Below are 13,797 nucleotides of genomic sequence, written 5' to 3'. Positions count from 1 at the left end.
AGTCGATGAGATGTCGACTGAACCATCGCCTTCGCGAGCAGGCTCGCTCTCACAGGTGTGTGACTGGAGATTCTGATTTATCCGGGAGAGTGTTATGAAACTGTTGGTCGTCGAAGATGAAGCGCTGTTGCGCCATCACCTGCAAACCCGCCTGACGGAAAGTGGCCACGTGGTCGAGTCCGTGGCCAATGCCGAAGAGGCGCTCTACCAGACCGGACAGTTCAACTTCGACCTGGCGGTGATCGATCTCGGCCTGCCGGGCATGGGCGGTCTCGACCTGATTCGCCAATTGCGCGCGGCGGGCAAGACCTTCCCGATCCTGATCCTCACCGCGCGCGGCAACTGGCAGGACAAGGTCGAAGGCCTCGCCGCCGGCGCCGACGATTACGTGGTCAAGCCGTTCCAGTTCGAAGAACTCGACGCGCGCCTGAACGCCTTGCTGCGCCGCTCCAGCGGTTTCACCCAGTCGACCATCGTCGCCGGGCCGCTGCTGCTCGACCTCAATCGCAAACAGGCGAGCCTCGACGAGCAACCGCTGGCGCTGACCGCCTACGAGTACCGCATCCTCGAATACCTCATGCGCCATCACCAGCAAGTGGTGCCCAAGGATCGCTTGATGGAGCAGCTCTACCCGGACGACGACGAGCGCGATCCAAATGTCATCGAAGTGCTGGTCGGCCGTCTGCGCCGAAAACTCGAAGGCCCGGCCGGGTTCAAGCCGATCGACACCGTGCGCGGCCTCGGCTACCTGTTCAATGAGCGCTGCACTTGATTCGTTCCCTTCGCGTTCGCTTGATGCTCGCCGCCACCACGTTGGCGGTATTGTTCATGCTTGCCTTGCTGCCGGCGATGCAAGGCGCGTTCAGCCTCGCCTTGCAGGATTCCATTGAGCAGCGGCTGGCCTCGGACGTGACCACGCTGATCTCGGCCGCGCGCATTGAAAACGGTCGGCTGGTGATGCCGACGCAACTGCCGGATGAGCGCTTCAATCTCACCGACTTCCGTTTGCTCGGCTACATCTACGACCGCGAAGGGCATCTGGTGTGGCGCTCGAAAGCCACCCAGGAAGAGCAGATCAACTATAAGCCGCGCTATGACGGCCTCGGTAACGAGTTCGCGCGGATTCGTGAAACCAACGGCCAGGAATTCTTCGTCTACGACGTTGAAGTGAAATTGCTCGGCGGCAAAAGCGCGGCGTTCAGCATCGTCGCCCTGCAACCGGTGCGCGAGTACGAAACCACCCTCGAAGGCCTGCGTGAAAATCTCTATCTGGGCTTCGGCGCTGCGTTACTCGTGTTGCTGGCGCTGTTGTGGATCGGCCTGACCTGGGGCCTCAAAGCCTTGCGCCGGCTCAGTCAGGAACTCGACGAAATCGAAGGCGGCACCCGTGAAAGCCTCACCGAACAACATCCACGCGAACTGCTGCGCCTGACCGGCTCGCTCAACCGTTTGCTGCACAGCGAGCGCCAGCAGCGCAGTCGTTATCGCGATTCCCTCGATGACTTGGCGCACAGCCTGAAAACCCCGTTGGCGGTGTTGCAAGGTGTCAGCGAAGACATGGCCCAGCGTCCCGAAGAGCGCGATCAGGCCTGGGTGCTGCAAAGCCAGATCGAACGCATGAGCCAGCAGATCAGCTATCAACTGCAACGGGCCAGCTTGCGCAAAAGCGGACTGGTGCGACATCAGGTGCGCCTGCAACCGGTGCTGAAAAGCCTCTGCGACACCCTCGACAAGGTGTATCGCGATAAGCATGTGCGCGTGGCATTCGATCTGCCCGAGCATTGCTACGTGCCGATCGAGCAGGGCGCGCTGCTGGAAATGATGGGCAACTTGCTGGAAAACGCTTATCGCCTGTGTCTGGGTGAAGTGCGCATCAGCGTGCGCGAGACCTTGGCCGGGGTTGAGTTATGCGTTGAGGACGACGGCCCGGGCGTACCACCGGATCAGCGTGCGCGGATTCTCGAGCGTGGCGAACGGCTGGATGCCCAGCATCCGGGGCAGGGCATCGGGTTGGCGGTGGTCAAGGACATCATCGAAAGCTACAACGCCAAACTGGCGCTGGGTGATTCGCCGATGGGTGGGGCGGCGTTCAGGATTCATTTTCCGGCGGTATAACGAGGATAACCGTCTGTCGGAAATCAGACCTTACCTGTCAGATGTGACAGTTGTCAGTCGGACGGGGTAGGTGTGTGATGGTTGCGCCTCCGAGAGGGCTCGGTTGAATCACACTTGCGGGAGAACATGATGGATATCCAGTCATCGGCGCTGAACCAGTTGTTTGTACTTTATCCCGTAATCATTCCAGGATGGATCTCTCCGTTGAAAACCGCCGATCCCGCTGACGGTGGCATTCCCAAATCGCTCTACGATGAACAGCCGCAGGGCCTGGAGTGCCTGGTCGATCCATGGGCGGAGCTCCAGAGTCGTTCGTGGAAAATGGCTGTCGATGATCGCGTTGACTTGTACATCAATAGCGAGACCACTCCGGTTGCAGGAAAAACCATCGTACAGGGAGAGGAGCAGTCACGTATCCGTCTGTACGTACCGCACGGACGGTTGCCCAATGGAGTTTCCAGGTTTCATTACAAAGTCACTCGTCCCAGTGGGCATAGCGAAGACTCACGGGATTTGAACGTGTTGTATTACCTGCGCTCGCCGGGAGAACCGGCGCCACAGGGGCTGGATCTGGTAATCCCCCCGATGTGCTGAAGGATGGGGTCGACGCTGCACGGGCTGCGCAAGGTGTGGAGTTCGGATTTAACTTTTCCAACCCACGCCCCTATAACCGTATTCGTTTTCAGACCGGTGATGAGACGGATGAGTGGGAGATCACCGATGCTTCGGCACCGGTGACCAGAACGCTTTTCGAGGACACGTTTCGGCGCATTGGGGACAGCCGTTACGTACAGCTGGACTACCTGGTATTCGATCATTTGGGAAATTTCAATCGGTCATCAACCAAGCTGATAGATGTTCATCTTGGCCGACTTGATACTCAAGTCGCCTTCAGTAACGGACCGTATGACGTCGCTCCTGGCGGACGCGTCAAAGACGTCAAACTCAGCCTTACGCGATCAGGGCAGCCAGCTGTAGGCAAGATCACGGTAGTGCTTCCAGTAGGCAGCCAATATGCCGATGGGGCAGGCGGTACCCGCGAATTTTCGACACAGCCGGACGGCACCCTGATCATCGAGGGCATTAAAGGAGCGACTGCTGGCGGGGTTTACACTCTGATGGCCTCCAGTGGCGGGCATACGACAACCGAGACTTTGACTGTCATGGCGTATGCGCAACCGGGCGTAATTGCCGTCGGCGCTCTGATTCAGGGAATTACCATCAGTAGCGATGGCAGACGAGCCTACGTGGGGCCTGCTAACGGGAGATCGCTGGCGGTGATCGACACTGAAAAAGCCAAGGTTGAACGGTATATCCCGATCAACGGTCAGGATTCATCGAGTCAGCATGCATTGAGTCGCGACGGTACTCGGGCTTTTGCAGGCTTTTACCAGACTCAACTAATGGAAATCCTCGACCTGGAGAGCGAGCGGACCATCGCGAGCTTTCCGGTAGGTAGAGCCTGCTTCAATGTCACCCTGAGCCAGGACGAAGCGCTTGCGTTTGTCAGTAACTCGCATGACGCCACTGTTAACGTGATAGATGTGCGCAACTTGCAATCGCTAAAAACCATTACGGTTGGCCAGGCACCGAACCAGATTGTTGTTCATCCCGATGGCAGCAGAATTTATGTCGCTGTAGTAAGCAGCAGCTCGATTGTCGTCATCGATTCCCGGTCACTGACGCAAATTGCCGCATTCCGCTTGAAGGCGCCGCCTATCGGTCTCGCAATGAGTCCTGACGGGAACAGCATTTTTGCTGATGTTGTAGTGAGCACGACGGAGGAAATCGTGCAGGTCAATGCTCACAATGGCGCATTGATCAGGGCTATACCCGTTACCGGGCTCGCCAGGGGCATCGTGGTCAACCATCGCGGTACACGTGCTTACTGCTGTAATCCTCATACGCATACCGTCTCGACCATTGATATTCAATCTGGCGCTGTCATCCAGAGAATACCCGTAGGACGGCTGCCACTTCGTATGGCGATCAGTCCCGATGATTCACTCGGGTATGTTTCCTGTCATGAGGACGGGACCGTTTGGGTGATCTCTTTGCAGCCGGTATTAGCGGGGGGACTCGATACCCCTTTTGGAGGCGTTCTCGAGCATGTTGAACCAGGTTCTGTGAAACCGGTTCCGGGGGACGAGTATCTCGGTCTGCCGGGGTGATCTGAAGTCAAAGGATCGCAGTCTCGGCGACTACAGCAGTTTGCATTCCAATTCGCAGGAACTGCTGAAGATCTGTGATCTTTTACGCTCAATGTTCCTGCGCCCGATAAGCCCCCGGCGTCAGCCCGGTCCACTTCTTGAACGCCCGGTGGAACGCCGACGGCTCGGAAAATCCGAGCTGCTCGGCAATCTGCTGCAACGACAGATCCGCACGGCCCAAATGATAAATGGCGATATCTCGCCGCAACTGATCCTTCAACTCCTGAAAACTGCTGCCTTCCTCACGCAAATGCCGGCGCAGCGTTTGCGGGCTGATGTGCAAGTGCGCCGCCACCGCTTCCAGATCCGGCCAGTGTGCCGTGTCGCGACTGAGCAAACGGCGCAGGCGGCTGCTCAGGCTGTCGCCGTCGTCCGGGCGTGAGAGCAGGTCGGCGGGGGAGCGTTCGAGGAAGTGTTTGAGGGTGCGTTCATCCTGCAACAGCGGCATAGACAGATATCGGCTGTGGAATAAAAGGCTGCTTTGCTCGGTACCGAAAGTCAGCGGGCAGGGGAACAACAGGTCATATTCAGCGCCGTGATCGGGGCGGGGATAGCTGAAAGTTGCCTGCTCGAGGCGAATTCGCTGGCCAATCAGCCAACTGCCGAGGCGATGCCAGATCACCAGCAAACTCTCGGTGAGAAAGTGATCCGGGTCGCACATCTGCGAATCGTCGAGGCTCAGGCGCACCCATTCGTCTTCGCGCGTCAGGCTCAGGCGCGGGGCTTCGGGGAATAGGCTATAAAACAATAAACCCCGTTGCAGGGCTTTCTCCAGATTGCGGCAGTGAATCGAGGCGTGGCACATCATGGCGAAACTGCCGGGCTTGCTCGGGGCGTTGCCGAAACCCAGGTATTCGTCATCCAGCGCCAGCCACAGGCCCTGAATCAACCGGGTGAATTGTTCCGGAGCGATGCGTGCGCGCGGCTCGTCGAGCAGTTCCGGGCTGATGCCCAGTTGCAGCAGCAGGCTCGAGTAATCGAACCCTTGGCGGCGCGCGCCACCGAGGGCGGCACGGGCGAAATGACTGGCGATGGTGCGTTCGCGCATAAGCGGCAGATCCTTCCTCAGGCGCCGGATGGTAGCCGGCGGCTGGACACGCCTACAAGGCGGTTTTCCGCCAAATTGTAGGACGAGAAGCGGCGAGTTGGCGGAAATCCGCCACACTTGAGTCACCGAGTGGTGACATCCATGACGGTGTAATCCCTGATATCAAAAGGCTTGCAGGCAATCGCACCAAAGTGGCACGACGTTTGCGATACAAGCCACAGAAGCGTGCGTTTGGCCCTGATGGAAAACGCTGCTCCAACAACAAATCCCTCCAGTGCAGGAGGGTTCGCAATTAAGGTTTCGCGGCCAACAGATGGATGTTGCTACGCGGGACGCTTGAGGAAACCTGCAATGACGACTCGTCAGCCACTGTACAAATCCCTGTATTTCCAGGTGATCGTTGCCATCGCCATCGGCATCCTGCTTGGTCACTTCTACCCTCAGACCGGTGTGGCCCTCAAGCCGCTGGGTGACGGGTTCATCAAACTGATCAAAATGGTCATCGCCCCGATCATCTTCTGCACCGTTGTCAGCGGCATCGCCGGCATGCAGAACATGAAATCCGTGGGCAAGACTGGCGGCTACGCGCTGCTGTACTTCGAAATCGTTTCCACCATTGCCCTGCTGATCGGTCTGATCGTGGTCAACGTTGTGCAACCGGGCGCCGGCATGCACATCGACGTCACCACCCTGGACGCCTCGAAAATCGCCACTTATGTGACGGCCAGTAAAGACCAGAGCATTGTCGGTTTCCTCCTCAATGTAATCCCGAACACCATCGTCGGCGCGTTCGCCACCGGTGACATCCTGCAAGTGCTGATGTTCTCGGTGATCTTCGGCTACGCCCTGCATCGCCTGGGTTCGTACGGTCGTCCGCTGCTGGACATGATCGATCGCTTCGCCCACGTGATGTTCAACATCATCAACATGATCATGAAACTGGCGCCGCTGGGTGCTTTCGGCGCGATGGCCTTCACCATCGGTGCCTACGGCGTCGGCTCGCTGGTGCAACTGGGCCAGTTGATGATCTGCTTCTACATCACCTGCATCCTGTTCGTGGTGGTGGTGCTGGGTGCGATCTGCCGTGCTCACGGTTTCAGCGTGTTCAAGCTGGTGCGTTACATCCGTGAAGAACTGTTGATCGTACTGGGCACGTCCTCGTCGGAATCGGCATTGCCACGCATGCTGATCAAGATGGAGCGTCTGGGCGCGAAGAAATCCGTAGTAGGCCTGGTGATCCCGACCGGTTACTCGTTCAACCTCGACGGTACTTCGATCTACCTGACCATGGCGGCCGTGTTCATCGCTCAGGCGACCGACACTCACATGGACATCACTCACCAGATCACCCTGCTGCTGGTATTGCTGCTGTCCTCCAAAGGTGCGGCGGGCGTGACCGGTTCGGGCTTCATCGTGCTGGCTGCCACTCTGTCGGCGGTAGGTCACCTGCCGGTGGCCGGTCTGGCGCTGATCCTCGGTATCGACCGCTTCATGTCCGAAGCCCGCGCACTGACCAACCTGGTTGGTAACGCTGTAGCGACCATCGTGGTTGCCAAGTGGGTCAAGGAGCTGGATACCGATCAGCTGCAAACCGAGCTGGCCTCGGGCGGCCGCGGTATCGCTGATACCCGTCCTGAAGATGATCTGGGTGTGGCTGAAGGCCCAACCCCAAGCAATGTGAAGTAAGTACTGCTTGCCTGGAAAAACCCGCTTCGGCGGGTTTTTTCTTGCCTGCGATTTGAGCGTAACGGTCACACCCGCTGACATTTCCGGTGATTGCCGTACGCGGTATCGCTGCCTAGGCTGAGTGCATCGCCCAAGGAGTTCGCCCATGTCCGCACCGCTGGCCTCACTGAAGATCCTCGATTTCTCTACATTGCTGCCGGGGCCGTTCGCCTCGCTGTTGCTGGCGGATATGGGCGCTGAAGTGCTGCGCATCGAATCACCAACGCGCATGGACCTGCTGCGGGTATTGCCGCCGCATGATGGCGGAGTTTCGGCCAGTCATGCCTACCTCAATCGCAACAAGCGCAGCCTGGCCCTGGACCTCAAACAGCCCGAGGCGCTGGACGTGGTCAAGCAATTGCTGACCGATTACGACATCGTCCTCGAGCAGTTTCGCCCCGGTGTCATGGAGCGTTTGGGCCTGGGCTATGAAGCGCTGAAGGCGATCAACCCGAAGCTGATCTACGTGTCGATCACCGGTTACGGCCAGACCGGGCCGTACAAGGATCGCGCCGGGCATGACATCAACTATTTGGCGCTGGCGGGGCTGGCCAGTTACACCGGCCGCGCCGATAGCGGTCCGTTGCCATTGGGTATGCAAGTGGCGGATGTCGCCGGTGGTTCGTTGCACGGGGTGATCGGCTTGTTGGCGGCGGTGATTGCGCGGCAGCAAACCGGGCAGGGCACGCACCTGGATGTAAGCATGACCGACTGCGCGTTCAGCCTGAATGCAATGGCCGGTGCCGGCTATCTGGCTTGCGGCGAAGAGCCAGAGTGGGAAGAGCAGATGCTCAACGGCGGCAGCTTCTACGATTATTACCGTTCTCGCGATGGACGCTGGATGTCGGTGGGCAGTCTGGAGCCGGGGTTCATGCAGCAATTGTGTGCGGCGCTGGGGCGGCCGGAGTTGGCGGCGCAGGGCTTGTCCTCAAAACCTGAGCAGCAGCGAGCATTGAAATACGCGCTGACGGTCGAGTTTGAAAAACATGACTTTGCTGAATTGTGCGAGTTGTTTGCCGGGATTGATGCGTGTGTCGAGCCGGTATTGAGTCTGGGGGAGGCGGTAAGCCATCCGCAGTTGCGGGCACGGGAATTGGTGACGCAGGTGCCGCGTGAGGATGGTACGACGCAGGCGCAGATGGCCTGTCCGTTGAAGTTTTCCGAAGCGTTGCCGGCACCGCGGCATGTTGGCGCGGTGTTGGGGCAGCATACGGATCAGGTGTTGGGGGAGTTGGGGTTGAGTCCTTCGAAAATTGAAGAGCTGCGCCGGGCCAAAGTCATTCTTTAGTGCCTGTTCTGGCCTCATCGCTGGCAAGCCAGCTCCCACAGTTTTCGAGGTGTCCACAGATTCTGTGTAAGACACCTAAACCTGTGGGAACTGGCTTGCCAGCGATGGGGCCAGTCAGGGCGAAACAAACTGACTATTCCACCCGCATCTCGCCACTGAACACCAACGTGTTCCGGCAGCGGCGACACAGGTAACGCCGTCCCTGCCGTACCAGACTATGGCGCTGCGCCGAAAACGGAAAATCGCTGTCAGCGCATGGGCATTTGTAGATATAGCGGGTCACGCTGCGGCGCTTGATTGCATAGGTGTGGCAGCGATCCGGCGGCAGTTCGTAAACCCCGCGCATGATCAGTTGCCATTCCTCGCCGTGGGGCTGAATGCGCTCGCCAAACAACTGATGGGCGATCAGGTGCGCGACTTCGTGGGCCACGGTCTGCTTGAGGAAGTGTTCGGTGTTTTCCCGGTACAGCTGCGGATTGAAGCGCAGCAGATTCTCGTGCAGATGCGCGACACCGGCTTTTTGCCCGCGCAGCTTGAGACTGACGACAGGGCGTGGGAAAGAACGTTTGAAAAAGGCTTCAGCGAGTTGGTAACAGTCTTCGACGCGGGTATTGAGTTGCTCGGGCATGCTTGATGGATCTCCAGAGGCGTCGAGTATGCCGCAACCCTGTGGACTTGCGAATCGCCGAGCTGCCGAATGGTCATCCTTGAAACGACAAGGCCGCCTTGCGGCGGCCTGTTATCAGCCTGTCGAGTCAGTTTGTATACACAGGCCCGACGCCCAGCCCCCAGACAATCACGGTGAATGCCATGATGGCGACCAGCACCACCAGACCCACCGCCAGCACCGAGCTGGAAAACAGGAAGCCCTCGTCCGACGGAATATTCATGAACGTCGGCAGCCCCACATACAACAGATAAACCGTGTAGCAGATGGCCGCCGTACCGACGATCATCCCCAGCCACATATGCGGATACAGCGCCGCCAGACCGCCGACGAACAACGGTGTCGCGGTATAAGTGGCAAATGCGACACAACGGGCCAGACTCGGGTTGGCGTCATAGGTACGCGCCATCCAGTGCACGAAAGCGCCCATGACCGCGACGCCGCCGAGCATGGCCAGGTACGACATGATCGTCATCCACAGTGCGCTTTCAAAGGTAAGCATCACCGGTGCGCGGTTGCCGATCACCCAGCCAACCTGAGTCGTGCCGATAAACGCCGAGACAGCGGGGATCGCCGCCAGAATCAGCGTGTGGGTGAGGTACATGTGGCTGATGCTTTCCTCTTGGTCGCCACGGATTTCCTTCCATTCCTGATCGGGGTGGGTAAAAAGTCCCACTACGTGATGGATCATGCCAGTCACTCCTCTTGTTATTGCCATCGCCCCCCAGCGGAGCGCCTACGGGCCAAGGTGGCCGAGCAAATACAGGTCTTCAGATGTGTGCGACCTTATGTCGCAGTATAGAAAGGTCTTACCCGCACAGGTATTAGGGGCTTAGAGCAAATCGCGCTGTAAACAGGGGGCTTAATCGCCTCGGGGTCTGTAAAGATGACATCCTTGGCCCACGACAACCTGTGCCCACAACCCCGGGGTTTTTGCGTAAAATGCCGGCCTTTCGTCACACCTCACGGATTTCGCGTCATGGGCACTCTTACGGTCAACCAGAACAAACTGCAAAAGCGCCTGCGCCGCCTGGCCGGCGAAGCGGTCGCCGATTTCAACATGATTGAAGACGGCGACAAGGTGATGGTCTGCCTGTCCGGCGGCAAGGACAGCTACACCATGCTCGACGTGCTCCTGCACCTGCAGAAGGTTGCACCGATCAAGTTCGAGATCGTCGCGGTGAACATGGACCAGAAGCAGCCGGGCTTCCCCGAGCATGTGCTGCCGGCCTATCTGAAAGAGCTGGGCGTCGAGTACCACATCGTCGAAAAAGACACCTACTCGGTGGTCAAGGAACTGATCCCGGAAGGCAAGACCACCTGCTCGCTGTGCTCGCGCCTGCGTCGCGGCACGCTGTACACCTTTGCCGATGAAATCGGTGCGACGAAAATGGCCCTCGGTCATCACCGCGACGACATCGTCGAGACGTTCTTCCTCAACATGTTCTTCAACGGCAGCCTCAAGGCCATGCCGCCGAAGCTGCGTGCCGATGACGGCCGCAACGTGGTGATCCGTCCGCTGGCGTACTGCAACGAGAAAGACATTCAGGCTTACTCGGATTTGAAAGAATTCCCGATCATCCCGTGCAACCTCTGCGGTTCGCAGGAAAACCTGCAGCGTCAGGTAGTCAAGGAGATGCTTCAGGACTGGGAGCGCAAGACCCCGGGCCGTACCGAAAGCATCTTCCGCAGCCTGCAGAACGTGATTCCATCGCAACTGGCCGACCGCAACCTGTTCGACTTCACCAGCCTGAAGATCGACGAGACCGCTGCTTCGCGCTTCGTCAACGTCGTCAATCTGTAAACCCATTTCAAATGTGGGAGCGAGCCTGCTCGCGAAAGCGGTGCGTCATTCAACTGATTTGTTGACTGATACTCCCACTTCGCGAGCAGGCTCGCTCCCACATTGGTTTCTTGCTTCATTCAATAGGAGAGGGCATGCGCGATTACAAGTGGCTGCACGAATACTGTCTGAACCGCTTCGGTTCGGCGGCTGAACTGGAAGCCCATCTGCCCGTTCCCAAGACCCCGGCACAACTGCGCAAGATCAGCGACGACCGCTACCTCTCGACCATGGCCCTGCGCGTATTTCGCGCCGGCCTCAAACACAGTCTGGTCGACGCCAAGTGGCCGGCCTTCGAAGAGGTGTTCTTCAAGTTCGACCCGGAAAAAGTCGTGCTGATGAGCGCCGAACACCTTGAACGCCTGATGCAGGATGCGCGGATTATCCGTCACCTGGGCAAACTCAAGAGCGTGCCGCGCAATGCGCAGTTCATCCTCGATGTCGAGAAAGAGAAGGGCAGTTTCGGCGCGTTGATCGCTGACTGGCCGGTGACCGATATCGTCGGCCTGTGGACATACCTGAAAAAGCACGGTCATCAATTGGGCGGGCTGTCGGCGCCACGGTTTTTGCGCATGGTCGGCAAGGACACGTTTGTGCCGAGCTACGACGTGGTTGCGGCGCTGAACGCACAGAAGATCGTTGATAAGGTGCCGACCAGTTTGCGTGATCTGGCGATCGTGCAGGATGCGTTCAACCATTGGCATGAACAGAGCGGCGGGCGGGCGATGAGCCAGATTTCGATGATGCTCGCGTACACAGTGAATCATTGATACCGAGTTGCCCCAATCGCTGGCAAGCCAGCTCTCACAGGTTTTTGTATTGATCACAATATTGTGTTTCAACACTGACCCTGTGGGAGCTGGCTTGCCAGCGATGGCGGTCTGTCAGGCGACGGAGACTTCGCCTTCGCCAGCCTGCTTGCGATTCAACTGATACCGCCACCGCACATACAACAGCGCCGAGCAGAACACCGCCAGGCTCGCGACCATCTCCAGCACCCCAAACCACTGTCGGTTCGGGTCATACGCCGCCAGTGCGCCCTTGATGAAATACAGATTCACCACAAAACACATCCACGAATGCCCACGGGCACTGCCCATGATCATCGCCGGGGCGAGGATGATCCACGGGATCAGCTCGACCAGCAGAATCACCCATGGCCGCGCGCCGTGCAGGTCGGCGAACAGCAGATAGTAGGCCGCGAGCAGACCGGCTAGGGCGAAAAAGCTCAGCAGGCTGAGCACCCGCATCGCCTTCACCCGTGGCTCAAGCCACTCGACACTCGGCAGAATCTTCGGCTTCTTCGCCATCTCAGCCCACCAGTTTCTGAGCGGTTTTGGCCAGCCGCAGACCCAACGCACGGCACAGTGCAACTTCGTGCTGATCAAGGCCTTTTTTGCCGTCCGCTCCGGCGTGATGACTGGCACCGTAAGGCGTGCCGCCACCCTGGGTTTCCAGCAGCGCCGACTCGCTGTACGGCAGGCCGGTGATGAGCATGCCGTGGTGCAGCAGCGGCAACATCATCGACAGCAGGGTGGTTTCCTGACCGCCGTGCAGGCTGGCGGTGGAGGTGAACACGCCAGCCGGTTTGCCGACGAGGGCGCCGGTCAGCCACAGGTTGCTGGTGCCGTCGAGGAAGTACTTCAGTGGCGCGGCCATGTTGCCGAAACGCGTCGGGCTACCGAGGGCGAGGCCAGCGCAGTTCTTCAAATCATCCAGCGTTGCGTACAGCGCGCCGTCCTCCGGGATGGCCGGGGCCACGGCTTCGCACTCGGTGGAGATCGCCGGCACGGTGCGCAGGCGCGCTTCGAGGCCAGCCTGTTCGACACCGCGGGCAATCTGCCGGGCCATCTCGTTGGTCGAGCCGTTGCGGCTGTAATACAGCACCAGAATGTACGGCGCGCTCACGGCAACAACTCCAGGATATTTTCGGGTGGACGACCGATCACCGCTTTGTCGCCGACCTCGAGAATCGGTCGCTCCATCAGTTTTGGATGCTGGGCAATAGCGTCGATCAATTGCGCTTCGCTGAGGCTTTCGTCAGCCAGTTGAAGCATTTTGTATTCATCTTCCCCGGTGCGCAGCAACTGACGTGCGCTGATCCCGAGCTTGCCAAGCAGGGCCTTGATTTGCGCTGCATTCAGCGGGGTCTCGAGGTACCGCACGACGTTCGGGGTCAGGCCGCGGGCTTCAAGAAGCTCCAGCGCGCCGCGGGATTTCGAGCAGCGCGGATTGTGATAAAGCGTCAGATCGGTCATGGCGGGTCGCTTCTGGCGTAAAGTGGCGGCTATTCTAACTGTGCAGCGCGCAATCCAGAACCTTCGGAGGCAATGGGTTGCAGGCGCCTTCAAATTTTCTCAAGGAACACGACATGACACGGCGATTGGCAGCGGCATTGACGATAATCGGGGCGTTGATGCTGGGGGGCTGCGGCAATGATTACGGGATTGACCAGAACGGTCAGAAGGTCGCGTCCGAACGTCTCGACAAACAATGGGTGGTGCTCAACTACTGGGCCGAATGGTGCGGCCCGTGCCGCACCGAGATCCCGGAGCTCAACCATCTGGCTGACGAGCTGAAGAGCAAGAACGTCGGCGTGTTCGGGGTCAACTTTGACAATGTGCAAGGTGTGGAGCTGAAAGACGCCAGTGAAAAACTGGGCATCAAGTTCACCGTGCTGGCGCAGGATCCGGCGGAGTTGTTTGAGTTACCGCGCAGTGAGGCGCTGCCGGTGACGTACATCATCGACAACAAAGGCAAGGTGCGTGAGCAGTTGATGGGGGAGCAGACGGCGGCGGGGGTGATGGCGAAGCTGGAGGCGTTACAAGCGACCAAGTGAGTTGCCGCTAAAGAGCAACCCTCACCCCAGCCCTCTCCCAGAGGGAGAGGGAGCCGACCGAG

General features: G+C 58.8%; 15 protein-coding genes. 9 read left to right on the top strand and 6 right to left on the bottom strand.

Features of this window, described 5'->3' with window-relative positions:
• Positions 1 to 94 precede the first annotated feature (94 nt).
• The 4 genes from LOY43_RS21100 to LOY43_RS21085 all read left to right on the top strand — a co-directional run bounded on the left by LOY43_RS21100 (position 95) and on the right by LOY43_RS21085 (position 4,286).
• The gene (locus LOY43_RS21100) at positions 95 to 772 is read left to right on the top strand and encodes a response regulator transcription factor (protein ID WP_093442145.1); all 678 of its coding nucleotides are present in this window, start codon (positions 95 to 97) and stop codon (positions 770 to 772) included.
• Positions 769 to 2,115 (top strand): ATP-binding protein, encoded by a 1,347-nt coding sequence (locus tag LOY43_RS21095; RefSeq protein WP_093442150.1) that lies wholly within the window; start codon positions 769 to 771, stop codon positions 2,113 to 2,115. The genes LOY43_RS21100 and LOY43_RS21095 overlap by 4 nt, the downstream gene beginning before the upstream one ends.
• 129 nt (positions 2,116 to 2,244) lie before the next feature.
• Positions 2,245 to 2,709, top strand: coding sequence for a hypothetical protein (locus tag LOY43_RS21090; RefSeq protein WP_258708685.1), 465 nt, complete (start codon positions 2,245 to 2,247; stop codon positions 2,707 to 2,709).
• 35 nt (positions 2,710 to 2,744) lie between these two features.
• On the top strand, positions 2,745 to 4,286 hold the full coding sequence (locus LOY43_RS21085) for a YncE family protein (protein ID WP_258708684.1): 1,542 nt from the start codon (positions 2,745 to 2,747) through the stop codon (positions 4,284 to 4,286).
• A gap of 88 nt (positions 4,287 to 4,374) precedes the next feature.
• On the opposite strand, the gene LOY43_RS21080 is transcribed toward LOY43_RS21085, so the two are convergent.
• The gene (locus tag LOY43_RS21080; protein ID WP_258708683.1) at positions 4,375 to 5,373 is read right to left on the bottom strand and encodes an AraC family transcriptional regulator; all 999 of its coding nucleotides are present in this window, start codon (positions 5,371 to 5,373) and stop codon (positions 4,375 to 4,377) included.
• 351 nt (positions 5,374 to 5,724) lie between these two features.
• Between LOY43_RS21080 and LOY43_RS21075 the strand changes: the two genes are divergently transcribed.
• Both LOY43_RS21075 and LOY43_RS21070 read left to right on the top strand, forming a co-directional pair.
• Positions 5,725 to 7,059 (top strand): dicarboxylate/amino acid:cation symporter, encoded by a 1,335-nt coding sequence (locus LOY43_RS21075; RefSeq protein ID WP_095123044.1) that lies wholly within the window; start codon positions 5,725 to 5,727, stop codon positions 7,057 to 7,059.
• A 145-nt stretch (positions 7,060 to 7,204) separates the two neighbouring features.
• A complete protein-coding gene (locus LOY43_RS21070) occupies positions 7,205 to 8,386 on the top strand; it encodes a CaiB/BaiF CoA-transferase family protein (protein ID WP_258708682.1) in 1,182 nt (393 codons plus the stop codon).
• Positions 8,387 to 8,519: 133 nt separating this feature from the next.
• On the opposite strand, the gene LOY43_RS21065 is transcribed toward LOY43_RS21070, so the two are convergent.
• Positions 8,520 to 9,014, bottom strand: a complete 495-nt coding sequence (locus tag LOY43_RS21065; protein ID WP_095051057.1) for a SprT family zinc-dependent metalloprotease — start codon at positions 9,012 to 9,014, stop codon at positions 8,520 to 8,522.
• 127 nt (positions 9,015 to 9,141) lie between these two features.
• Positions 9,142 to 9,744: a Yip1 family protein gene (locus LOY43_RS21060; protein WP_016773629.1), complete on the bottom strand. Its 603-nt coding sequence runs from the start codon at positions 9,742 to 9,744 to the stop codon at positions 9,142 to 9,144.
• Between the two features lie 288 nt (positions 9,745 to 10,032).
• Here LOY43_RS21060 and ttcA point away from each other — a divergent pair, with 288 nt between their 5' ends.
• Both ttcA and LOY43_RS21050 read left to right on the top strand, forming a co-directional pair.
• On the top strand, positions 10,033 to 10,857 hold the full coding sequence (gene ttcA / locus LOY43_RS21055) for a tRNA 2-thiocytidine(32) synthetase TtcA (protein ID WP_007917513.1): 825 nt from the start codon (positions 10,033 to 10,035) through the stop codon (positions 10,855 to 10,857).
• A 134-nt stretch (positions 10,858 to 10,991) separates the two neighbouring features.
• Positions 10,992 to 11,666, top strand: a complete 675-nt coding sequence (locus LOY43_RS21050; RefSeq protein WP_258708681.1) for a DNA-3-methyladenine glycosylase I — start codon at positions 10,992 to 10,994, stop codon at positions 11,664 to 11,666.
• Positions 11,667 to 11,780: 114 nt separating this feature from the next.
• On the opposite strand, the gene LOY43_RS21045 is transcribed toward LOY43_RS21050, so the two are convergent.
• Genes LOY43_RS21045 through arsC form a run of 3 tightly spaced genes read right to left on the bottom strand, consistent with a single transcriptional unit; the run spans position 11,781 to position 13,154 of the window.
• Entirely contained in the window at positions 11,781 to 12,206 is a 426-nt protein-coding gene (locus LOY43_RS21045) for a DUF2069 domain-containing protein (protein ID WP_258708680.1), read from the bottom strand.
• A gap of 1 nt (position 12,207) precedes the next feature.
• Positions 12,208 to 12,804, bottom strand: a complete 597-nt coding sequence (wrbA, locus tag LOY43_RS21040; protein ID WP_095125223.1) for an NAD(P)H:quinone oxidoreductase — start codon at positions 12,802 to 12,804, stop codon at positions 12,208 to 12,210.
• A complete protein-coding gene (gene arsC, locus LOY43_RS21035) occupies positions 12,801 to 13,154 on the bottom strand; it encodes an arsenate reductase (glutaredoxin) (protein WP_093442189.1) in 354 nt (117 codons plus the stop codon). Before arsC ends, wrbA begins: the two co-directional genes overlap by 4 nt.
• A gap of 113 nt (positions 13,155 to 13,267) precedes the next feature.
• Here arsC and LOY43_RS21030 point away from each other — a divergent pair, with 113 nt between their 5' ends.
• Positions 13,268 to 13,735 carry a TlpA disulfide reductase family protein gene (locus LOY43_RS21030; RefSeq protein ID WP_007917494.1) on the top strand — a complete coding sequence of 156 codons (468 nt, stop codon included), beginning with the start codon at positions 13,268 to 13,270 and terminating at the stop codon, positions 13,733 to 13,735.
• The last annotated feature ends 62 nt before the right edge of the window (positions 13,736 to 13,797 follow it).

This window comes from Pseudomonas sp. B21-041 (assembly GCF_024748675.1).
GTDB classification, from domain to species: domain Bacteria; phylum Pseudomonadota; class Gammaproteobacteria; order Pseudomonadales; family Pseudomonadaceae; genus Aquipseudomonas; species Aquipseudomonas neuropathica.
This window is presented reverse-complemented; position numbering and strand designations above follow the sequence as displayed.